Origin of the sequence: Arthrobacter sp. YN (genome assembly GCF_002224285.1) — a bacterium.
Classification (GTDB): Bacteria; Actinomycetota; Actinomycetes; order Actinomycetales; family Micrococcaceae; genus Arthrobacter.
Genome location: NZ_CP022436.1, coordinates 3,681,106 through 3,701,511 on the forward strand (window position 1 = coordinate 3,681,106; position 20,406 = coordinate 3,701,511).

21 protein-coding genes, 1 tRNA gene and 1 pseudogene are annotated in these 20,406 nt (G+C 63.4%); 8 read left to right on the forward strand and 15 right to left on the reverse strand.

The features are described from left to right. The first annotated feature begins 11 nt into the window (after positions 1 to 11). Both CGK93_RS16870 and CGK93_RS16875 read left to right on the forward strand, forming a co-directional pair. Positions 12 to 1,211: an acetyl-CoA C-acetyltransferase gene (locus CGK93_RS16870; protein ID WP_089595806.1), complete on the forward strand. Its 1,200-nt coding sequence runs from the start codon at positions 12 to 14 to the stop codon at positions 1,209 to 1,211. 58 nt (positions 1,212 to 1,269) lie between these two features. Then, complete coding sequence (locus CGK93_RS16875; RefSeq protein WP_089595807.1) at positions 1,270 to 1,740, forward strand: aminoacyl-tRNA deacylase; 471 nt, start codon at positions 1,270 to 1,272, stop codon at positions 1,738 to 1,740. Positions 1,741 to 1,859: 119 nt separating this feature from the next. Here CGK93_RS16875 and rplL read toward each other — a convergent pair whose 3' ends face one another. From rplL to CGK93_RS16920, 9 genes are all read right to left on the reverse strand, one after another. Next, on the reverse strand, positions 1,860 to 2,237 hold the full coding sequence (gene rplL / locus CGK93_RS16880) for a 50S ribosomal protein L7/L12 (RefSeq protein ID WP_011775604.1): 378 nt from the start codon (positions 2,235 to 2,237) through the stop codon (positions 1,860 to 1,862). A gap of 76 nt (positions 2,238 to 2,313) precedes the next feature. Continuing rightward, positions 2,314 to 2,916: a 50S ribosomal protein L10 gene (gene rplJ / locus CGK93_RS16885; RefSeq protein WP_089595808.1), complete on the reverse strand. Its 603-nt coding sequence runs from the start codon at positions 2,914 to 2,916 to the stop codon at positions 2,314 to 2,316. A gap of 302 nt (positions 2,917 to 3,218) precedes the next feature. Then, on the reverse strand, positions 3,219 to 4,388 hold the full coding sequence (locus CGK93_RS16890) for a GNAT family N-acetyltransferase (RefSeq protein ID WP_089595809.1): 1,170 nt from the start codon (positions 4,386 to 4,388) through the stop codon (positions 3,219 to 3,221). Beyond that, a complete protein-coding gene (locus tag CGK93_RS16895; protein WP_089595810.1) occupies positions 4,367 to 5,473 on the reverse strand; it encodes a GNAT family N-acetyltransferase in 1,107 nt (368 codons plus the stop codon). The genes CGK93_RS16890 and CGK93_RS16895 overlap by 22 nt, the downstream gene beginning before the upstream one ends. Before the next feature lie 108 nt (positions 5,474 to 5,581). Next, complete coding sequence (gene rplA / locus CGK93_RS16900; protein WP_089595811.1) at positions 5,582 to 6,289, reverse strand: 50S ribosomal protein L1; 708 nt, start codon at positions 6,287 to 6,289, stop codon at positions 5,582 to 5,584. Between the two features lie 146 nt (positions 6,290 to 6,435). Next, complete coding sequence (gene rplK / locus CGK93_RS16905) at positions 6,436 to 6,867, reverse strand: 50S ribosomal protein L11 (protein ID WP_011775609.1); 432 nt, start codon at positions 6,865 to 6,867, stop codon at positions 6,436 to 6,438. A 130-nt stretch (positions 6,868 to 6,997) separates the two neighbouring features. Further along, positions 6,998 to 7,852: a transcription termination/antitermination protein NusG gene (nusG, locus tag CGK93_RS16910; RefSeq protein ID WP_089595812.1), complete on the reverse strand. Its 855-nt coding sequence runs from the start codon at positions 7,850 to 7,852 to the stop codon at positions 6,998 to 7,000. Positions 7,853 to 7,966: 114 nt separating this feature from the next. Continuing rightward, positions 7,967 to 8,248: a preprotein translocase subunit SecE gene (secE, locus tag CGK93_RS16915; RefSeq protein ID WP_024817604.1), complete on the reverse strand. Its 282-nt coding sequence runs from the start codon at positions 8,246 to 8,248 to the stop codon at positions 7,967 to 7,969. Positions 8,249 to 8,328: 80 nt separating this feature from the next. Beyond that, a tRNA-Trp gene (locus tag CGK93_RS16920) sits at positions 8,329 to 8,401 on the reverse strand. A gap of 252 nt (positions 8,402 to 8,653) precedes the next feature. On the opposite strand from CGK93_RS16920, the gene CGK93_RS16925 reads away from it, so the two are divergent. Continuing rightward, entirely contained in the window at positions 8,654 to 9,883 is a 1,230-nt protein-coding gene (locus tag CGK93_RS16925; protein ID WP_089595813.1) for a pyridoxal phosphate-dependent aminotransferase, read from the forward strand. 111 nt (positions 9,884 to 9,994) lie between these two features. Here CGK93_RS16925 and CGK93_RS16930 read toward each other — a convergent pair whose 3' ends face one another. Together CGK93_RS16930 and CGK93_RS16935 are read right to left on the reverse strand one after the other, a co-directional pair. Beyond that, the gene (locus CGK93_RS16930; protein ID WP_089595814.1) at positions 9,995 to 10,669 is read right to left on the reverse strand and encodes a LuxR C-terminal-related transcriptional regulator; all 675 of its coding nucleotides are present in this window, start codon (positions 10,667 to 10,669) and stop codon (positions 9,995 to 9,997) included. Further along, entirely contained in the window at positions 10,666 to 12,264 is a 1,599-nt protein-coding gene (locus CGK93_RS16935) for an ATP-binding protein (RefSeq protein ID WP_089595815.1), read from the reverse strand. Before CGK93_RS16935 ends, CGK93_RS16930 begins: the two co-directional genes overlap by 4 nt. Positions 12,265 to 12,389: 125 nt before the next feature. Here CGK93_RS16935 and CGK93_RS16940 point away from each other — a divergent pair, with 125 nt between their 5' ends. The 5 genes from CGK93_RS16940 (at position 12,390) to CGK93_RS16960 (ending at position 16,549) form a co-directional block, all read left to right on the forward strand. Then, positions 12,390 to 13,880 (forward strand): PspC domain-containing protein, encoded by a 1,491-nt coding sequence (locus CGK93_RS16940; protein ID WP_198318249.1) that lies wholly within the window; start codon positions 12,390 to 12,392, stop codon positions 13,878 to 13,880. 1 nt (position 13,881) lies between these two features. Further along, the gene (locus CGK93_RS16945; protein ID WP_089595816.1) at positions 13,882 to 14,283 is read left to right on the forward strand and encodes a hypothetical protein; all 402 of its coding nucleotides are present in this window, start codon (positions 13,882 to 13,884) and stop codon (positions 14,281 to 14,283) included. Between the two features lie 31 nt (positions 14,284 to 14,314). Continuing rightward, positions 14,315 to 14,563, forward strand: coding sequence for a PspC domain-containing protein (locus CGK93_RS16950; protein ID WP_089595817.1), 249 nt, complete (start codon positions 14,315 to 14,317; stop codon positions 14,561 to 14,563). Positions 14,564 to 14,756: 193 nt separating this feature from the next. Next, a complete protein-coding gene (locus CGK93_RS16955) occupies positions 14,757 to 15,782 on the forward strand; it encodes an ATP-dependent 6-phosphofructokinase (protein WP_089595818.1) in 1,026 nt (341 codons plus the stop codon). Between the two features lie 17 nt (positions 15,783 to 15,799). Beyond that, a complete protein-coding gene (locus CGK93_RS16960) occupies positions 15,800 to 16,549 on the forward strand; it encodes a GNAT family N-acetyltransferase (RefSeq protein ID WP_089595819.1) in 750 nt (249 codons plus the stop codon). A 69-nt stretch (positions 16,550 to 16,618) separates the two neighbouring features. Here CGK93_RS16960 and CGK93_RS16965 read toward each other — a convergent pair whose 3' ends face one another. From CGK93_RS16965 to ygfZ, 4 genes and pseudogenes are all read right to left on the reverse strand, one after another. Continuing rightward, positions 16,619 to 18,139: a DHA2 family efflux MFS transporter permease subunit gene (locus tag CGK93_RS16965; RefSeq protein ID WP_089595820.1), complete on the reverse strand. Its 1,521-nt coding sequence runs from the start codon at positions 18,137 to 18,139 to the stop codon at positions 16,619 to 16,621. Then, complete coding sequence (locus CGK93_RS16970) at positions 18,123 to 18,752, reverse strand: PadR family transcriptional regulator (RefSeq protein ID WP_089595821.1); 630 nt, start codon at positions 18,750 to 18,752, stop codon at positions 18,123 to 18,125. The genes CGK93_RS16965 and CGK93_RS16970 overlap by 17 nt, the downstream gene beginning before the upstream one ends. A gap of 112 nt (positions 18,753 to 18,864) precedes the next feature. Next, positions 18,865 to 19,292: pseudogene (locus CGK93_RS16975) on the reverse strand (ankyrin repeat domain-containing protein). After that, positions 19,289 to 20,374, reverse strand: coding sequence for a CAF17-like 4Fe-4S cluster assembly/insertion protein YgfZ (gene ygfZ, locus CGK93_RS16980; RefSeq protein WP_089595822.1), 1,086 nt, complete (start codon positions 20,372 to 20,374; stop codon positions 19,289 to 19,291). The pseudogene CGK93_RS16975 and the gene ygfZ overlap by 4 nt, the downstream one beginning before the upstream one ends. Positions 20,375 to 20,406 lie beyond the last annotated feature (32 nt).

Here is a 20,406-nt window from a genome sequence, read left to right on the forward strand (position 1 = left end):
GAAGAGAGACCATGACCAACTCCGCTGACGACAATGACGTTGTCATCCTTGCCGCTTCCCGCACCCCACAGGGTCGGCTCAACGGGCAACTGGCGGGCTTCACCGCCGTCGACCTTGGTGCACATGCCATCACCGCGGCCCTGGCCGCCAGCGGTGTGAAAGCCGAACAGGTGGACGCCGTGATCATGGGGCAGGTGCTCCAGGCCGGAGCCGGCCAGAACCCGGCCCGCCAGAGCGCTATTGCCGCAGGCGTTGGCTGGAACATCCCTGCCCTGACCATCAACAAGGTGTGCCTCTCCGGGCTCACTGCCGTCATTGATGCCGCACGGATGATCCGCAGCGGTGACGCCACCGTAGTGGTGGCCGGCGGCCAGGAATCCATGACCCGCGCTCCGCACCTCCTGCCCGGCTCCCGGCAGGGCTGGACCTACGGTGCCATCCAGGCCTTGGACGTAGCCGCCCACGACGGACTCACTGACGCCTTCGACGGACAGTCCATGGGCTTGTCCACAGAAACCAAGAACCTCACCCTCGGCATCGACCGCAAGGCACAGGACGAGGTTGCTGCTGCTTCCCACCAGCGTGCCGCTGCCGCCATCGCGGACGGAACGTTCGACGTCGAAATTGCTCCGGTGAGAGTCAAGCAGCGTAAGGGCGATCCGCTGCTCCTCAGTACGGATGAAGGCGTCCGCCCCAACACGACAGTGGAAACCCTGGCGCCGCTCAAGGCCGCGTTCGCTACAGACGGCACCATTACGGCCGGGAACTCCTCTCCGCTGTCCGACGGCGCCTCCGCACTGGTGCTGGCCAGCCGCCGCTTCGCCGAAGACAACGGCCTGGATTACCTGGCCGTTGTGGGAAAACCCGGCCAGGTTGCCGGCCCGGATAACTCACTGCACTCCCAGCCGTCCAACGCCATTGCCCAAGCGCTGAAGCGGGCCGGCTGGACGGCGGAAGATCTGGACTTCATTGAAATCAATGAAGCGTTCGGCTCCGTGGCGGTCCAATCCCTCAAGGACCTGCGTTATCCGCTGGAGAAGTGCAACATCCATGGCGGCGCCATTGCCTTGGGCCACCCCATCGGGGCATCCGGCGCACGGCTCGCGCTGCATGCAGCCCATGAGCTCAAACGCAGGGGAACAGGCAAGGCCGCAGTGTCGCTGTGCGGCGGTGGCGGCCAGGGCGAAGCCCTCCTCCTGTACCGCGACTGATGGAGAAACCTGGACTGGCTTTCGAACGAGGACTGGTGGAAACGACGTGAATGAACATATGACGGACGGTGCTGAGAGGTTCCTGTCCGACGCCGCCGCCCGCGGACTGGACGTTGACGTCGTCGAGCGTCCCGCAGCGCGCAGCCTCGAAGAAGCTGCCGGGATCCTGGGCATCAGCCCTGCGGACACTGTGAAGTCGTTGGTGGTCAAGCACCGCGATGGCAGCTTCCTGTTCGCACTGATTCCCGGGGACCGCCAGATCTCGTGGCCGAAACTGCGGGCACTGGTGGGTGTCAACAAGCTCTCGCTCCCCCACGCCGACGTCGCCTTGGCCGCCACTGGATACGAGCGGGGAACCATTACGCCGTTGGGCAGCACCACGCCCTGGCCCGTGTACGCCGACGCCACCATCACCGGGCGTCGCATCTCCATGGGCGCAGGTGCCCACGGCCGGAGCGCGTTCGTGGACGCGGACGCCCTCACCGCCGCACTTGGCGCAGTAGTAGCGGACATCAGCGAACCCAACTAGGTGACAGTTGAGGTCGTTCTGACAGCTCAGAACGACCTCAACTGCGACCTACATGGGTTCGGTTAAACGCAGGAAGCCCCGCCCGGCGAACCGGGCGGGGCTTCCACAAGCAAGACGAGTTACTTGAGGGTAACTGTTGCGCCAGCTTCTTCGAGCTGAGCCTTGGCCTTCTCGGCAGCTTCCTTGGTGGCGCCTTCGAGAACAGCCTTCGGTGCGCTGTCAACCAGGTCCTTGGCTTCCTTGAGGCCGAGGGAGGTGATGGCGCGAACTTCCTTGATCACTGCGATCTTCTTGTCGCCAGCAGCTTCGAGAACGACGTCGAATTCAGTCTTCTCTTCAGCAGCTTCAGCAGCACCGCCGGCAGCGGGGCCGGCAACTGCAACAGCAGCAGCCGTAACTTCGAAGGTCTCTTCGAAGAGCTTGACGAACTCGGAGAGCTCGATGATGGTCAGTTCCTTGAAAGCTTCAATGAGCTCTTCGTTGCTGAGCTTCGCCATGGTGGCGTCCTTCCATTAGTTGGTGCAGATGCGGACCAGGCCGCTCCATGCACCGGAGTTTGATTGGGGGGAGAACTTAGTTCTCTTCGGTTGCAGCTTCAGCGGCTTCGGCCGGAGCCGCAACCTCTTCAGCGGCAGCCTCAACAGCAGCCTCTTCAGCCGGAGCTTCTTCAGCGGCCGGTGCAGATGCGCCGCCCTCTTCTTCAAGCTTGAGGCGCAGGGCGTCGATGATGCGAGCAGCAGCGGATGCGGGAGCCTTGAGGACACCAGCAACGCGTGCAAGCTGCAGTTCGCGGGACTCGAGGGCTGCCAGTGCGGCAACTCCTGCTGCGTCCAATGCCTTGCCTTCGAAGACGCCGGTCTTGATAACCAGCTGCTTGTTGGCCTTGGCAAAGTCCGTCAGGCTCTTGGCAGCAGCAACAGCGTCACCCTTGATGAAGGCGATTGCAGTAGGGCCGGCGAGCTGATCGTTGAATGCTTCAACTCCAGCTTCCTTGGCTGCAATGGCACTCAGGGTGTTCTTGACGACCGAGAACTTGGTGTCCTGGCCGAGCGCAACACGCAGTTCCTTGAGCTGTGCAACAGTGAGCCCGCGGTATTCGGTCAGGACAGCCGCGTTCGATTCCTTGAAATCGTTGGTGATCTCTGCAACTGCGGAGATCTTGCTAGGCGTTGTCATAACCCTCCTTCCGGGGAATAAAGCCGGTCTTCCGGGTCCCCGCTCACGAGAGCTAAAACGAAAAAACGCCCCGCGCAGATGCACGGGGCTTGGCTCAACACAGACTGAATCTGTGGAGACTTGCTTCGTTCACCTGCGCCGGCCGCCCTATGTTCAGGGTCCTTCGTCAAGGAATTCACTTTAGCCTCAAGGGCGTAGCTGCAGAATTGAGCTTCGCTCGAAAGAGTGGATTCCCATCAACCGACGGTCTTTGGTAATTCAAGGTTACGGGAGAGTGTTCCCCAAACCAAATCGACGGCGGACTAGTCCGACAACGTCGTGTCCTTGCCCCGTCCGGGAAGTTCCTTCTGCCAGAGTCCGGTGACGCCCGCCGTCGTAAACCCCAACTGCTTGTTCACTGTGAGGAGGTAGCGGTTCTCGGGCGCGTTCCATGTGTAGATCACCCGGGCATCAGGGAACTGCTCGCTGAGCCGTTCCATGTTGGCCACCTTGATCAGCAGGCCCAGCTTGTTGCCCCGGTGTTCCTGGAGGACCAAGGTGTCGTCTTGGAAAACCACGTCCTGGCGGTGCGCCAGGACGCTGATGGTGGTCAGGCCCACCAAGCGTCCGCTCTCACCATGCTCGACGGCGGTGACCACCGTGCGCCGGCCCTGCGCCAAGGCGGCGTCTTCGGTGTCGCGGAGTACGACGGGATCGAACACCATGCCGCTTGCCTCGACCTCGGGGGCGTCTTCTTCACCCTCATCGCGGACCACCTCGCCGGCAGCATTTTCCAACGCCGCCACGGCTTCAAGCCACGGTTCAGGGCAGCGGTCCGTCCAGTGGTGCAATACATAGCGGCCACCGTTGGCTTCCTCGGCCTCCACCTGCAGGTCGCCCACCAGTTTGGAATCGAGGGGCAGGACGCAGGAGCTGAACTGCTCAATGTGCTGCAGGGTGTAGCCGGCACGTTTGGCAAAATCCACTTCCCTGCTGCTCACGGGAATAAAGCCCGCACCACTTCCAGGGATCAGCTGGTCCTCGGGGACCTCAGTCAGAGATGTTGCAGGATGGTTGGTGTCCACCAGGATCATGGTCCTGCCCTCTGCCCTCGCCAGTTGTTCGGCGGCTTCAAGCAATTGCCGCCCGACGCCCTGGCTTTGATACTCAGGCAGGATATCCAAGGTGAATTCGGCCAGGTCCATGTTGTCGGCCAAGGGCAAGGCAATATCCACGGTACCCACTATGGCGCCATCCACCTTGGCCACCAGGATGATCTGGCGCTCATAGGGATCGGAGAACTCCAGCAGCTTCTCCAGGGGGGTATAAGCGAGGTCGTCGCTCCCCCAGGTCTCCATGCGTACCCGTCGGCCTACTTCCACAGCATCCAGGAAATCAGCGGCGTCGGGGCTGTCCAGGGTGTCAGGCACCCACAGCTGCTCGACGTGAACGGTCTTTGCCTCGTCTACAGTCATCCCAGCCGTTTCTGCCATTCGCCTTCAAAGCCGGAGGGCTTGAATCCCAGGGCGATATTAATGGCCAGCATATGCCGGTTTTCATTGGCGTTCCATGTCATCACCGACGTGGCGTCGGGCCAGAGCTCCTTTGCGCGACGAAGATTGGCGATCTTGACCAGCATCCCCAAGCGGTGACCGCGGTGTCCAGGAGCCACCAACGTGTCCTCCTGGTAGATCACGGCAGGCAGGGCGGGGCGATGGGTCAGGACCGTGTAGGCAGCCAGCTCACCTGTGGCGTCGTGGCGGGCAACCGCCACCACCGGGTCAACACCGCCCGACTTCCATGTGGATTCTTCCTGGCGTACCCGGGCGGCATCCCAGTCCTCGCCCTCCCAGCCCAACCCGGCGATAGGCACTTCCGTGCTCATGAGGCTCTTGAGGCGTGCGAAGACGTCCACCAGATGGTCCGGGCACCGGTCCTGCCAGGCGATGACGCTGTACCCGGCAGCCCGCTGCGTAGCCTCAGCCTCGAGGTCCCGCAGAATCTTCTCCCCCACAGGGAAAGCCAGCGTGCTGTTGGTTTCCACCTGTTCCAGCGAGAACCCATGATGGAGGGCGAACAGGGTTGATGCGGAATCCCGCGGGACACCGCCGGTGCCGGACTTGGCCTCCAGCAACCGGGCGCGCTCCGTGGCCGGCCCGAGTGGCTCCTCGCAGTACCCGTCAAAGGAGATACGGTCCCTTCCGCGTGCCAGTTCCTCCAAGACCCCAAGGATGGCGGATCCAAACCCGCGCCGCCGGAAAGGTGCCGCGACCAGGACGTCCACGCCCGCCGTCGTCGTGTTTTCGCTCAGTGGCAGGGTCAGCGTTCCCCTGCCCACCACGGCGCCATCGAGATACGCCAGGAACACCTGCCGCTCCTCGTACTCACTCCCCCGCCAAAAGGCAGCCGCTTCGGCCAACGTGGGACAACGGTCCCGGTTGCCCCAGAGCTCCAGCTGGTGGGCAACGTCCAGCCCATGGAAAGCTTGGAATTCCGACGCATCGTCGCCAAGCTGGACAGGCACGGGGATTCGTTCGACGGATAGCCCGACAGGGACGGAAGAGTTCGACGACGACACGCACCACAGCCTACGGCGCACCACTGCCGGTGAACAGGGAACAAGGCAAGAAAAAGGACCGCCCGGCATAGCCGGACGGTCCTTTATCAGAGCCAGTGCTCGCGAAGCTTACGCGTCGGTGAGAACCTTGGTGACGTTCGGGTCAACGGTGATGCCCGGACCGAACGTGGTGGCGACGGTAGCCTTCTGGATGTAGCGGCCCTTGGAAGCGGACGGCTTCAAGCGAAGCACCTCTTCCAGTGCAGCTGCGTAGTTCTCGGCCAGCTTGTTGGCGTCGAAGGAAACCTTGCCGATGATGAAGTGCAGGTTCGAGTGCTTGTCGACGCGGAAGTCGATCTTGCCACCCTTGATGTCGTTGACAGCCTTGGTGACATCCGGGGTAACCGTACCGGTCTTCGGGTTCGGCATCAGGTTACGCGGGCCGAGGACCTTACCGAGGCGGCCAACCTTGCCCATGAGGTCAGGGGTTGCCACTGCGGCGTCGAAGTCGGTCCAGCCGGCTGCGATCTTTTCGATCAGGTCATCGGAACCAACGAAGTCGGCGCCGGCGGCGATTGCTGCTTCAGCCTTGTCGCCGGTTGCGAAAACGAGGACGCGGGCGGTCTTACCGGTGCCGTGCGGCAGGTTGACGGTGCCACGAACCATCTGGTCGGCCTTACGCGGGTCAACGCCCAAACGGAAAGCTACCTCAATGGTTGCGTCGAACTTGGAAGGGTTGGTGTCCTTCGCGAGGGTGATGGCTTCGATCGGGGCGTAGACCTTGTCTGCCTCGATCTTGGCTACGGCTGCCTCATATGCTTTGCTGCGCTTTGCCATGCTGCTGTTTCTCCTTGTGCAGTTGTGGTCTGCGGACCGCGCTGGGCCCTGCCACAGTCGTGGATCCGGCAAGGATCCTGCGACATTTCAAATGTTTCAGATGCCGGTTGCCCGGCGGGTGAAGGCCATGAGGCCTTCGAAGACTACTAGCCTTCTACGGTGATACCCATGGAGCGGGCGGTGCCGGCGATGATCAGGGCAGCAGCCTTGATGTCGTTGGCGTTGAGGTCTTCCATCTTGGTGGAAGCAATTTCCTCAACCTGTGCCTGGGTCAGCTTGGCAACCTTGACGGTGTGCGGGGTAGCTGAACCCTTGGCGACGCCTGCAGCCTTCTTGATGAGCTCTGCAGCCGGCGGGGTCTTGGTGATGAAGGTGAAGGAACGGTCTTCGTAGACCGTGATTTCCACCGGGATAACGTTTCCGCGCTGGGATTCCGTTGCAGCGTTGTACGCCTTGCAGAATTCCATGATGTTGACACCGTGCTGGCCAAGCGCAGGACCGATCGGCGGGGCCGGGTTAGCGGCACCTGCCTGGATCTGCAGCTTGATGAGGCCGGTGACCTTCTTCTTGGGAGCCAATGTAGGGTCCTTCTCTCAATAGCTTCCTGGGGCACAGGAGCGCGTCCCAGGTTTTTGGCCGCCATGGCGAGGCGGCCGGCCGCTCCCGAACTGCTAAGCAGGCAGGACTGGAGCGAAATTTTGGAATCAGCTAGATCTTGGTGACCTGGTTGAATGCGAGCGTCACCGGGGTTTCGCGCTCGAAGATCGAGACCAGGACCACCAGGGTCTGGGACTCGGGCTTGATCTCGGAGATCGTAGCCGGAAGGGTCTCGAACGGGCCCTCCTTGACGATGACCGACTCGCCGACCTCGAAGTCGACGGCCACGGGAGCCTGGTTCTGCTTGTTGACCGGCTTGCCCTGCTCTGCCTGCTCTTCTTCGAAGACCGGGGCGAGCATGGAGAAGACCTCGTCAAGGCGCAGCGGCACGGGGTTGTGGGCGTTGCCCACGAAGCCGGTGACGCCAGGGGTGTGGCGAACGGCGCCCCAGGAGGCGTCGGTCAGGTCCATGCGGACCAGGACGTAGCCGGGAATGCGAACGCGGTTGATGACCTTGCGCTGCGCGTTCTTGATCTCGACGACCTCTTCCATGGGGACCTGGATTTCGAAGATGTAATCTTCCATGTCCAGGGTCTGGATGCGGGTCTCAAGGTTTGCCTTCACGCGGTTTTCATAACCTGCGTAGGAGTGGATGACATACCAGTCACCTTCCTGGCGGCGCAGCTTACCCTTGAATTCTTCCGCCGGATCGGCCGGAGCTGCAGCAGCAGCGGCTGCCAGGTCGTCGCCGTCGGACTCTTCCGAAGCGTCGTCCTCATCTGCAACATCGCCGGACGCGTCATCAGATTCGGCGTCGACGTCAGCTTCGAAGTCCTCTTCGGAATCGTCGGCGTCGGCAGATTCGGGCGCAGCAGAATCAACCTCGGACTCTTCCGCAGCCTCAACTGCAGCGCCCTCAGTTTCTTCCAGCTCAGTCTCGTTTACCTCGAGCTCCTGCTCAGACACTTGGTCTCCTGCTTCCTCATTGCCTAACATGCCTATTTAAATGGCTCAATTCCGCAAACCCCGCAAAATTCCTGAACTACCAAGGAATTTCACACAGTTTGCGGACAGATCCGCTTAGCGGTCCGTAGCGCCTGACCCACCAAAGACCCAGCTGACTCCCGTGCCGAAGGCCAGGTCCAGAAGGGTGACGATGAGCATCATGATGGCCACGAACACCAGCACCACGAGCGTGTAATTGATCAGTTCCTTGCGGGTGGGAGCAACGACCTTCTTCAGTTCACCAATGACCTGGCGGACGAAGAGAGCAATACGGGCGAAGAAGCCACGATCGGCTTTCTTGGCGGGACGGCCCTTCGAGCTGCTGGCAGCTGTTTCGGTCACCTGATCCTCACTCACCTTGCAAAGTCGTTGACCCGACTCTGATCAGAGCCATGGTTGCTGCGCTTGCCCCGGCGTTTCCGCCGGGACAGCTTGCGCAGGGCAGACAGGACTCGAACCTGCAACCTGCGGTTTTGGAGACCGCTGCGCTACCAATTGCGCCACTACCCTATGGATCGAATCCATGTTTCAGGCCGCACTTCAGCCTGTGGTGCTTTTCAACACCGGTGAACCAGTCTACGCAAGAATTTCGCGATAGTCGAACCGGCCCATTTCCGGTCCTCCCAGCCCCAAAAACCTGTGACCAGCATTATCAGTCACAAAGTCCAGCGGGCACCCGGGAGGTCCGCAGAACAGCATAAGGTAGTTTACGTCGAATCCCATCATCCAGCCCACGAGCTGCCTGCGAAGAACGGTACATAGATGTCTGCCGGAACAACTACCGCCCGCATTTCACAGCGAATCTCCGCCATTGCCGAGTCCGCCACCCTTGCCGTTGATGCCAAGGCCAAGGCACTGAAGGCCGCGGGCCGCCCCGTGATCGGTTTCGGTGCCGGGGAACCCGATTTTCCCACCCCGGATTACATCGTCCAGGCCGCCATTGAAGCTGCGGGCCAGCCGAAGTACCACCGCTACTCCCCCGCCGGCGGTCTCCCTGAGCTGAAGAAGGCCATCGCAGAGAAGACCCTGCGGGACTCCGGCTACCAGGTTGACCCCTCCCAGGTCCTGGTGACCAACGGCGGCAAGCAGGCGGTCTACAACACTTTCGCTACGTTGGTGGATCCGGGCGACGAGGTCATCATTCCCACCCCGTTCTGGACCACCTACCCGGAAGCCATCCGCCTCGCCGGCGGCGTGCCCGTTGAGGTCTTCGCCGGTCCGGAACAGGGCTACCTGGTGACCGTCGAGCAGCTGGAAGCAGCCGTGACGGACCGGACCAAGATCCTGCTGTTCGTTTCCCCGTCCAACCCCACCGGTGCCGTGTACAGCCCGGAGCAGGTTGCGGAGATCGGCAAGTGGGCCGCGTCCAAGGGCCTGTGGGTTGTCACGGACGAAATTTACGAGCACCTGACCTACGACGGAGTGGAGTTCACCTCCATCGCCACTGCCGCTCCCGAACTGGGCGACAAAGTTGTCATCCTCAATGGTGTGGCCAAGACCTATGCCATGACCGGATGGCGCGTGGGCTGGATGATTGGCCCGGCCGACGTCATCAAGGCAGCCACCAACCTGCAGTCGCACGCGACGTCCAACGTCTCCAACATCATGCAGGTCGCCGCCGCCGCTGCCCTCACGGGTCCGCTGACCGCCGTCGACGAAATGAAGGTAGCCTTCGACCGCCGCCGCAAGGCGATCGTCGCCGGCCTCAACGCAATTGACGGCGTTGAATGCCCGACGCCGACCGGCGCCTTCTATGTGTACGCGGATGTCCGCGGGCTGCTGGGTAAGGAATTTGAGACCTCCAACGGTCCCGTCCGCCCTTCCACCTCTGCCGAACTCGCCACCCTGATCCTCGACGAGGTTGAGGTAGCCGTGGTTCCGGGCGAAGCGTTCGGCCCCTCCGGCTATGTCCGCCTGTCCTACGCTTTGGGCGACGAAGACCTCGCCGAGGGTGTCCGCCGTATCCAGGAATTCCTGGGCAAGGCCAAGTAGCAACCGGCCAACGCGAACGCTCTTCCACCACGGCAGGTGGAAGAGCGTTTTCGTTTAAGGCGCGGGAAGTGAGAGTGCGATCGGGAAAACCCTACGGGATGTGAGAGAGGGTTAGAGGAGGCGGCGCTCGGCCGCCCACTTGGTGAGCTCGTGGCGGCTGGAGAGCTGGAGCTTCCTCAGGACGGCCGAAACGTGGGTCTCCACGGTCTTGATGGAAATGAAGAGTTCCTTGGCCACTTCCTTGTAGCTGTATCCCCGGGCGATGAGCCTCATGACTTCGAGTTCGCGCGCCGAGAGCTTATCCAGTTCGTCGTCCGCGATATCCGCCGGAGCAGTGCCGAACGCATCCAGCACGAAGCCCGCAAGCCGCGGTGAGAAGACGGCGTCGCCATCGGCCACCCTGATCACGGCATCGGAAATCTCTTTGCCCGAGATGGTCTTGGTGACATAGCCCCGGGCACCGGCACGGATGACGGAGACCACGTCCTCGGCTGCGTCCGAGACACTGAGCGCCAGGAAACTGGTGGTTCCCAGCAACGCGGCCGATCCAGCAATGACCTCACGGCCGCCACCACCCAGTCCGCCGGGAAGGTGAACGTCCAGGAGCACCACCTCGGGGCGGGCTTCGGCAATGACGGCAATGGCCTGCTCCACCGTTCCGGCCTCTCCTACGACGTCCATGCGGGCATCGAGATCGGCTTTCAGCCCGGACCGGAAGATGGTGTGGTCATCGACGATCACCACCCGCACCGTGCGTCCTGGACCGTTCTGGGGGTTGGTGCTCATTGCTTCGCTTCTCCATTCCGGGCTTCACTGTTCCGGGCTTCATTGTTCCGCTGTTCGCCCGCGTCGCCGTTGGCGGACGGCAGGGTCAGCCGGACTTCCGTTCCGTCGCTGCTGCTGTTGATGGTCGCTGTGCCACCGTGCCGCTTCATCCGGCCAATGATCGATTCCTTGACGCCCAGCCTGTCGTCCGGAACAGCATCCGGATCGAAACCGGGACCGCGGTCCTTGACGAAGATTTCCGTGGTGCCCGCAGTACTCTCCACATACACGGACACCGTGCCGCCGCCATGCCGTGCGGCGTTGAGCATCGCTTCCCGGGCTGCCTGCACCATGGCTTCGTGCCGCTCCGTCATGTCCGTATCGCCCACCGCCACCACTTCTACAGCGTGGCCCTGGGAGTCTTCAACCTCCGCTGCGATGGCTTTGATGCGCTCGGCCAGAAGTCCCGCTTCCTTGGCCGGATCACTGAAAAGCCAGGCCCGGAGTTCGCGTTCCTGTGCCCTGGCAAGCCGTACGACGTCCTGTTCCGACCCCGCCCTGCGTTGGATCAGCGCCAGGGTCTGCAGTACGGAGTCGTGCAGATGGGCGGCGATCTCGGCGCGCTCCGTCTCGCGGATGCGTCCTGCCCGTTCTGTTTCCAGGTCCTTCCAAAACTTGAGTCCCCAAGGCAGCAGGACCAAGGCAACGCCGCCCAGGACGGCCACGGACGCCAGCAGCGCCAGCCAGGTCTGTTCCCACGATCCCGAGCCGGACACCATGACCAGGACGCCCGCCACCACCAGCGCCAGGCCGGCTGCCAGCCGGACCCAGCCCCCGGCTTGATCGGCTTTCGTCTTGTCCACCAGGCCGGCCCTGCGCGTTTCATCGAGCTGCATCCAGGCGATCGCGGCGCCGCCCAGGATGGCCGCGACCGGAATGAGGGTCCCCAGGGGAACGTCAACGCCGAACTGGCGGGCGATCAGGATGGCGGCCACCAGGAGCAGGGCCGCGCCGAGAAGGATTTCCTTGCCGTATTGGATGCGCCGTGAGGAGAACCAGGACGCCAAGCCTCCCCCGCCGCCGCTGCCTGCCCAGTCCCACGCGGCGGACGGACTGCCAAATCCTGCAGGTTCAGCAGCCTGCACCGGCCCCAAACCCAGGACGTCGCTGCCGCCCGGGACCGGACGCCCAGCGGCTGACCCGGAAAACGTCCCGCCCAGCGGGACAGAGCCAAAGACAGGAGGTGCGCCAACCGCGGATGGTGGGCTTCCGGCGTCGTACGTTTTCGCTGCCTGGTGACTTACAGCGCCTGGCGTGAGTCCGGCAGTCGTGGTTCCACCACTGGGCCCAGGGACGGGCGGCAGGCTCACGGCAGGAGCAATGGGCGACGCCGGACGGCGGGCATTGCGCTTGGCGCTCTCATCCGCGGTGGGAACCATGGTCCACAGCCACGCGTAGAAAGCCACGCCTGCACCGCCGGCGAAACACGCCAGGACCATGCCAATCCGGACGAACTTGACCGGCCAGCCCAAGTGATCGGCCAGTCCACTGCAGACGCCCGCAATCATGCGGTCGCTGCTGCGGACCAGCACGGGGCGTTGTACAGCGGTAGTCATGTACCAATCCAAACACGGATAAGGGTGACCCGGACCGGAAACCAGCGTTGTTCGGGGGTCCCTCAGGGATGATTCAGGGTATCCCCCAGTAGAGGGAAGGACGGGCTGGACGGCAGGATCGAAGTATGAACGCGAACAGCATGAATCCAGAGGAACCCGGAGCGCCAGGCCCTGCCGGCACCTCCGGCTCACAGCAAGAGCCCACCGCCGGCGCTTCCGCGGGAACTGGTCCGGACAACGGCAACTACCCGCCGGCCGGCACCGCTCCGGCCACTTCCCAGGAGAACTTCTTCGACTGGATCCGTAGCCAAGGCATCCGCCGCGGACCGGACCGCTGGATTGGCGGCGTCGCAAGCGGTGTGGCCCACCGCTTCGGCATCGACCCGCTGATTGTGAGGGGCATCTTCATTGTCCTGGCAGTCTTCGCCGGCGTAGGGGTGCTGCTTTACGGCATTGCCTGGGCCCTCCTGCCTGAGCCCGATGGCCGCATCCACGTCCAGGAAGCAGCTGCCGGCCGCTGGTCCGGAGGCATGACCGGCGCGTTGATCACCACGATCATCGGGCTCCCGAGCCTGGGCCGTGGATTCTGGGGTTGGGGCTGGGACGGATTGCCCGGCCTGTTCTGGACGCTGTTCTGGATGGGTGGCGTCTTCTACCTCATCTACTTCCTGGTCCAACGCAACAAAGCTCCAAAGGGAGCTCCACCCATGAGCCCGCAGAACTACTCGGCGGCACCCGGCAAGACCGCCGCGTACGGAACCCCCACCACCTACGGTCCGTCTGCCGCGTATGGGGCTTCGGCTGCGAGCAACACGGGCGTCCCTGTCTACGGCGCCGGCCAGCACGGCACAAAACCCCATGGTCACAGCGCCAGCGCCGTACCGCCGTCGGGTCCTTACAGTTCGTTCAATCCGTCCGGCCCCCGTCCCCCGCAGGGCCCCACTCCCCCGGAGTACTGGCAGCCCAAGCCCGCCGCCCCCAAGCGCAAGGGACCCGGTGCTGCGATCGTGGCAGTCTCTGCCGGTGCTGCGTTGCTGGCCGGCGGTACGTTGAAAGCGCTCGACGCCGGGAACGTCATTGAGTTGGGCAACTCCGCCAACGCCGTGGTGTGGGCCACCGGTGCCGCAGTCCTGGGCCTGGGCATCCTGGTTGCAGGACTCCGCGGCCGGACCTCAGGGTTCCTTGGTTTCCTCGCAGTGGCTGCCCTCATCATCGGCGGGATCTTCAACGTAGTCCCCAGGGACGGAGACCGCTTCACTTTCCACGACGTCAACTGGGCACCCACATCCTTGGAGCAAGCGCGGCAAGGGATCGACGTCACCGGAGCCCAAGGGGTGGTGGACCTGAGCGACATCACCATGAATCCCCCGCTGATCTCCGAAGTCCTGATCCCCGTAGATGCGACCGCCAGCAACGTCACGGTCATCATTCCCGACGACGTGCCTGTGGAAGTCCGGGCGGACATGACCTTCGGCAACCTCAACGAACGCGGCTCGGACCGCGGCGGCCGGCTCCAGGACGAGCGGACCCTGTACAACACCGGGAAGCCCGGAGCCAACCTCGTGGTGGAAATCGACGGCACGTTCAGCAACGTGACCATCCAGGAAGGAAACTGACATGAGCACCAATGAGCCCGGCAAGGCCAACGAAGCCCAGCCCACAACACCTCTGCCCAAGGCAACAAACCCCACCGAGGCCCTGCCGAAGGAAACCCGCCCCACCGAGGCACTCCCGAAGCCACGGCTGCAGGAAATCCCGCTGACGCCACCCCTGGAGCGCAGCTTCCAGGTGGAGCACGCGGACGACGACGAACCCCGGCAAGCCCGGATCGGAACCGTGGTCTGGGGGTTGATCGTGATAGCCCTGGCTGCCTTGATCGTCATCTCAACGCTCGGTTGGGTGACACTGAACGGCACCTACGTGCTGATAGGCCTGATGATCGGCGCAGGAGCGGCCTTGGTGGTGGGAGGACTCCTCTCCGCCCGCAAGGGTTCCAAAAAAGTGACCACCACTAAGTGACAAAGCAACCACAACAGGGAAGTCTGTAGCCATGGACAAGTTCTTCAGCATCGTCAGGGGCTTCGGCCTGAAGCGTGGACCGCAACGCTGGCTGGGCGGCATCTGCGGAGGAATCGCGGCAAAGCTCAGGGTGGACGTGGCATACGTCCGGGTGGCATTCCTGCTCTTCTGCCTGCTGCCTGGGCCCGCGTTCGTGATTTACATCCTGGGCTGGCTGCTCTTGCCGGACCAGAACAACAAGATCGCCCTCGAATCGTTCATCAGCCAGCGGTCCCGGTAGATCCCGGTCACAAAGCACGCGAAGCGTCCCGTCACCAGGCGGGGCGCTTCCTTTGTTTTCGGCCACGTTTCCAATACCGCACGGCCGGGTTCAAAAGTAACCGTTTGTGTCCCACCCCACATGCGCGTCTACAATCATGGGGAGCTCAGCGTGGCGCTCTGCACGTATTCCTCCAAGCCATGAGTGAGCAAACATGAAAATTGGCATTCTTACCAGCGGTGGCGACTGCCCCGGCCTCAACGCAGTGATCCGGGGAGCTGTCCTCAAGGGCATCGCCATCCACGGCCAGGAATTTGTGGGTTTCCGTGACGGCTGGCGTGGTGTTGTGGAAGGTGATGTCATCGACATCCCCCGCACCATGGTCCGCGGTATCGCCAAGCAGGGTGGCACCATCCTGGGCACGTCCCGCACCAACCCGTTCGAAAACGGGGGTGGCCCGGACGTCATCAAAGCCCATATGGAACGCCTGGGCATTGACGCGATCATCGCCATCGGCGGCGAGGGAACGCTGGCAGCGGCCAAGCGCCTCACCGACGCCGGCCTGAAAATCGTCGGCGTCCCCAAGACCGTGGACAACGACCTCGATGCCACCGACTACACCTTCGGATTCGATACCGCAGTCCAGATCGCTACGGAGGCCATCGACCGCCTCCGGACCACCGGCGAGTCCCACCACCGGTGCATGATCGCCGAAGTCATGGGCCGCCATGTCGGTTGGATCGCCCTGCACGCGGGCATGGCCGCCGGTGCTCACGCCATCCTGATCCCCGAGCAGAAGGTCAGCATCGAGGAGATCACTGAATGGGTCCAGGAAGCCCATGATCGTGGCCGTGCGCCGCTGGTAGTAGTTGCCGAGGGCTTTGTTCCGGACCATATGGAGTCCCCGCACTCCGAGCGCGGCCTGGACACCTTCGGCCGTCCCCGCCTGGGCGGCATCGCTGACCAGCTGGCCCCTGAGATCGAGGCCCGCACGGGCATTGAAACCCGCGCCACGATCCTCGGCCACATCCAGCGCGGTGGCGTGCCCACCGCCTACGACCGCGTTTTGGCAACCCGCCTGGGCATGGCGGCCATCGACTCCGTAGTGGACGGACGATGGGGCACCATGGTGGCCCTCAAGGGAACGGACATCTCCCACGTGGGCTTCGAGGAAGCCCTGGGCAAGCTCAAAACCGTGCCGCAGCACCGCTACGACGAAGCGTCGGTGCTGTTCGGCTAGTCGGCTAGGCTGAATCCATGACTCTTGAGCCCACGTCCGCTGCCATTATCCAGCTGGCGTGGGCTCGCCATTTGGGGCTCGACGACGACGCTTTCGCTACCGCAGCGGCCCGGCTCACCAACTCGACGATCGACCCCGGCGACCCCGCACACCGCATCACCCGCGTGGACGAATCAGCCCGGGCGGTGGTCTTCCTCAGGCTCTTCGGAGTTTCAGCACTGGTGGGACCACAGTGGGCCTTGGACGCCGCCGTCGGACTTCCTGATACAGAGCTCGCCCAACACGTGACGCTGCTGACGTTGACGCGATCCCACGGAGGGCACGGGCGGGGATCAACGGCCTTGTTCTTCGCCGACGATTTGCCGCTGCAGCAACCCTCCGACGACCTCACGGTCTCCCGGGGCAACCCGGAAGCCATCAGCCTTGAAGCGCAGTGCCCTCCGGACGATGTCAATGAGGTGGGGCTGCAGGGCCTGGAACACCGGTTCACCATCATGCACCCTGACGAGGCACCGCCCACCCCCGTGGCCTGCGGCGCCTACTCCGAATGGGAAGGCATCCTGGCCAACATGGGCGTCCTGGTGGCACCTCCGTGGCGTCGCCGCGGCCTGGGAACCCTGGCCGCGTCCATCGCTGCCCATGAAGCCCTGGCCGCGGGCCTGACCCTGCAATGGAAGGCCGACGTCAGCAATACCGGGGCACTCGCGATGGCCCGCAGCCTTGGCTTTGCCACGGGCGGGCTCCACGCGAGCGTGCTGCTCGGCTGACTCCCCCGGAGTTTTTGTACAGATGATGCCCTTGAGGAGCCTCCTTAAGGGCATCAGGTGTACAAAACCCTAGGTGTTGAGATCAGCCTTGGCAGTTTCCGGTGCAGGTGCGGACCTGCCGCCCCAGCCCTGCACCGGCTTCGGCTTGCCAAAGAACAGTGCCACCACGGCACCCAGCAGAACCGCGCAGGCGGGCAACAGGATGGACTGGCTCATCGCCGTCGAGAATCCTGCATGAAGGGCTTCCGGCAGTACGCCGCTCATGGACGCTTCGCCCACGGGAGCACCGGCGGGGGCTGCGGGCAATTCCGCCGAGAGCCGCGACTGGATCAGGGCAGCGATGGCCGCTGAACCCAGGACAGCACCGATTTGGCGGGTGGTGTTGAAGACACCGGACCCCGCACCGGCCTGCCGTGGTTCCAGGTTGCGGGTGGTGGCGTTGGAGACCGGTCCCCAGATGAAAGCATTGGCAACACCCTGCAGCGCGCTGGGCAGCAGGAACATCCAGATGGGCGTGTCCGGACCCAGCAGGGCAGCAGTCCAGAAGAGGGCTCCTGCCATGCAGAGCAGGCCAAACGAGGCAAAGTATCGTGGATTCGCCCGGTCAATGAGCTTGCCGACGAACGGCGCCAGCGCACCGGAAATAACGGCCATGGGGATCATGAGCAGCGCCGACTGGGTTGGCGTCAACCCGCGGACCGTCTGGTAGTAAAAGATGGTGGGCAGCGGGAACGCCGTCACCGTGAAGCCGACGGCCATGATGGTGGTGTTGCCCAGGGAGAAGTTGCGGTCCTTGAACAGGCCAAGCGGCAGCAGGGGCTCCCCGCCCCGGCGCTCAAGGAGCCATTGCCAGAGCACAAAGAGCACCAGGACCACCAGCCCGGTAATGATCAGGCCCCAGACGGTAACGAAGCCGGTGACTGTTCCCCACTTGTACGTCTGGCCTTCCTGGATACCAAAGACCAGCAGGAACATGCCGACGGCGGACAGCACCACGCCGAGGACGTCGAAAGAGTGCGTGTGGGTGGTCAGTTTCGGTACGAAACGCATCACCAGGATGAAGGCCACGATCCCGATGGGGACGTTGACGAAGAAGATCCATTCCCAGCCCAGGCTGTCCACCAGCACGCCGCCCAGGATAGGGCCAACCAGCACGGCCATACCGGCGGTAGCCCCCCACAGCCCCATGGCTGCACCGCGGCGGTCCGGCGGGAAGATGCGGGTGATGACGGCCATGGTCTGGGGTGTCATCATGGCTGCACCCAGGCCCTGGAGGACACGGGCGGCGATCAACATGGTGATGTCACCGGACAGGCCGCACCACAACGACGCCAGGGTGAAGACCACCAGGCCTATCAGGTAGAGGTTCTTTGGTCCGAACCGGTCCCCCAACCTCCCGGTGATGAGCAGGGGCACTGCGTACGCCAGCAAATAGGCGCTGGTGACCCAGATGACGGCATTGATGTCCGTGTTGAGGCCCTCCATGATCCGCGGATTCGCGACCGACACGATGGTGGTGTCGATGAGGATCATGAAGAAGCCCACCACGAGTGACCAGAGCGCCGGCCACGGCTTAGCTACGTTTTCCAAGGGATTCCTTTGGCTTGTGTGAAATGTCTGATGGAGCCGGCAGGGGTTCGTCCCAGGGCAGGTGCCCGTTGCCCAACTCCTCGAGGAGGCCGCGGATCCACGCGATCTCCGTTCGGCGCATTGCTTGTTGATACGTGATGTCGATCCAGTACTTGCGGGCAAGTCCCTTGGCCGTCACCGTGGCCTCCGCCCGGACCAGGAAGTCGAGATCGGCGGTGAGCGCCACGACCCGCTCCTCCAGGAGTTCCTTCACCACGGCCGCAGGGAGGTGATGTGCCTCGGCGATGGCGTGCGGAAACAGGGGGTACTCGTTGACGGGAGTGGAGAGCATGGCTTGGAGCCGGGCGTCGAGGGCTTGGTGTCCGGCATCCGTGATCCGGTAGGTGGTCCGCTCGGGCCGGTTGCCTTCCCGTCCGGTTCCCGTGGCCTCCACGAGTCCGTTTTCTTCAAGCCTGCCCACGGCGTGGTAGAGCGTTCCCGGACGTACCTTGACCAGCCTGTCTTCGTGGCGGGCCATCAGCAGTTGATACATCTCGTACGGATGCATGGGTTCCTCTGCCAACAGGGCCAGGGATGCGACGCCCAAGGGCGTCAGATCGGAAATTCTGGGCATAGTCGGCCCCTTTCCGTGACGTATATTCCACCACAACTATTCCACGTGGAATATAAGGGCCGCAAGTAAGCCCGGCCGCTGGGCGACCGGGCTGCTTGGAGGGCGGGTTGACTCAGCCCAGAAGGGCCAGGATCTCAGCCCGGGCGAACATGGCCGCAGCCTCGCGCGCGGTGGGGGTTCCGGCGTCGGGGTCTGCTCCTGCGTCCAACAGAATCCGCGCCACGCCCGTGTATCCCTTGAAAACCGCGCCTGCAAGGGGCGTCTGGCCGCGGTCGTTGGCCGCATTGACGTCAGCGCCGTGGTGGAGGATTAACTGCACAGCTTCCTCGTGCCCATGATAGGCAGCCAACATCAGCAAGGAATCCCCGCGGCGTTGGTCAGCGTGGAAGGAGCGCCGGCGGACAAGTAGCCACGCAACAGATCAGTGTTGCCCTCGCGGGCGGCTTCGAACAGGGCGTGGGCAAGCGCCAACGTCTCGTCGTCGGCGCTTGTATCCTGGCTGGCGGGCTCGGAACCTGCAGGCTGGTTAAGGTGGCTCATCGGTGGGGTCCCTTCAGGAATCCGGTCTGGCGCCCGACAACCTGGCCGGCATCGGGGGCGACGATCACTTCCTGGGCAGCGACGTACGGCTCCTCGCCATCCATCACCGTCAGGGTTTCCTCCGCTGAAACGGACCGCTTCACCACAGCCAAAGCCACGGGTCCCATTTCGAAGTGCTGCGCCACAGATGTCAGAGTACCCACCTTGCGTTCTCCGGCAAATACAACACTGCCAACAGCGGGGAGCGTGTGCTGGGAGCCATCCAGCTGCAGGAAGACCAGGCGACGGGGTGGGTGGCCGAGGTTGTGGACACGTGCGATGGTCTCCTGCCCCTTATAGCACCCCTTGTTCAGGTGGACCGATGTCCGCAGGAGGTCCAGTTCGTGGGGAATGGTCTTCTCGTCCGTCTCCGCCCCAAGGCGGGGACGCCAAGCAGCGATCCGCAGGGCATCGGCAGCCAAAGCCCCCGCCAACGGAAGGCCTTCAACGGCGCTTTCCAGCCCTGCCGCCGGGACGAGGTACTCGAACCAAGGACGCTCAAGCCCGGGATGGGTTTCCTCCGGAACGATGCTGTACGCGTAGCCGCCCGGGCTGACATGCGGCCACGGATCCTCCCACACCAAGTGGGAGGACAGCTGCTCTACCGGTTTGGTGGAGCCCAGGACAGCCCACTGCTCCGAGACGTCCGTGATCTCGACGCGGAGCATGAATTTCATCTTGTTCAGCCACTCGGCCAAAGGCGCGGCTTCTGCGGTCTCCACGATCAACCAGGTGGTATCACCGTCGTCAATCACCCTGGCATCGAATTCGATGCGGCCCTGGACACTCAGCATCAAGAGCTCGCTGGCAACGCCGGGCTGCAGGTTGGTGAGTTGCTGCGAGGACAACGTGTTGAGCCAGCTCAGCCGGTCCGGTCCGGACACGGTCACCACCCCGCGGTGCGAGAGGTCGACGACGGCGGTGCCGGCTGCCAAGGCACGCTGCTCACGCAGCGGCTCGCCATAGTGGGCAGCGACGCCGGCGTCCAGGCCGGTGTCCTCGACGGCGCCAGGGCGCGACAACAGAGGGCTCGTGTAGGTCATATGTAGTAGAAGTCCTTGCAGCTCAGCAGTAT

What these genes read in the sequence shown, in the direction of transcription:
- CGK93_RS16940 (WP_198318249.1), top strand. Translation starts at nt 12,390, where the DNA reads ATGAACGCGAACAGCATGAATCCAGAGGAACCCGGAGCGCCAGGCCCT.
- rplA (WP_089595811.1), bottom strand. Translation starts at nt 6,289, where the DNA reads ATGGCAAAGCGCAGCAAAGCATATGAGGCAGCCGTAGCCAAGATCGAG.
- CGK93_RS16930 (WP_089595814.1), bottom strand. Translation starts at nt 10,669, where the DNA reads ATGAGCACCAACCCCCAGAACGGTCCAGGACGCACGGTGCGGGTGGTG.
- rplL (WP_011775604.1), bottom strand. Translation starts at nt 2,237, where the DNA reads ATGGCGAAGCTCAGCAACGAAGAGCTCATTGAAGCTTTCAAGGAACTG.
- CGK93_RS16890 (WP_089595809.1), bottom strand. Translation starts at nt 4,388, where the DNA reads ATGGCAGAAACGGCTGGGATGACTGTAGACGAGGCAAAGACCGTTCAC.
- ygfZ (WP_089595822.1), bottom strand. Translation starts at nt 20,374, where the DNA reads ATGACCTACACGAGCCCTCTGTTGTCGCGCCCTGGCGCCGTCGAGGAC.
- CGK93_RS16875 (WP_089595807.1), top strand. Translation starts at nt 1,270, where the DNA reads ATGACGGACGGTGCTGAGAGGTTCCTGTCCGACGCCGCCGCCCGCGGA.
- CGK93_RS16955 (WP_089595818.1), top strand. Translation starts at nt 14,757, where the DNA reads ATGAAAATTGGCATTCTTACCAGCGGTGGCGACTGCCCCGGCCTCAAC.
- CGK93_RS16970 (WP_089595821.1), bottom strand. Translation starts at nt 18,752, where the DNA reads ATGCCCAGAATTTCCGATCTGACGCCCTTGGGCGTCGCATCCCTGGCC.
- CGK93_RS16870 (WP_089595806.1), top strand. Translation starts at nt 12, where the DNA reads ATGACCAACTCCGCTGACGACAATGACGTTGTCATCCTTGCCGCTTCC.
- CGK93_RS16935 (WP_089595815.1), bottom strand. Translation starts at nt 12,264, where the DNA reads ATGACTACCGCTGTACAACGCCCCGTGCTGGTCCGCAGCAGCGACCGC.
- rplJ (WP_089595808.1), bottom strand. Translation starts at nt 2,916, where the DNA reads ATGACAACGCCTAGCAAGATCTCCGCAGTTGCAGAGATCACCAACGAT.
- CGK93_RS16925 (WP_089595813.1), top strand. Translation starts at nt 8,654, where the DNA reads ATGTCTGCCGGAACAACTACCGCCCGCATTTCACAGCGAATCTCCGCC.
- CGK93_RS16945 (WP_089595816.1), top strand. Translation starts at nt 13,882, where the DNA reads ATGAGCACCAATGAGCCCGGCAAGGCCAACGAAGCCCAGCCCACAACA.
- CGK93_RS16960 (WP_089595819.1), top strand. Translation starts at nt 15,800, where the DNA reads ATGACTCTTGAGCCCACGTCCGCTGCCATTATCCAGCTGGCGTGGGCT.
- CGK93_RS16950 (WP_089595817.1), top strand. Translation starts at nt 14,315, where the DNA reads ATGGACAAGTTCTTCAGCATCGTCAGGGGCTTCGGCCTGAAGCGTGGA.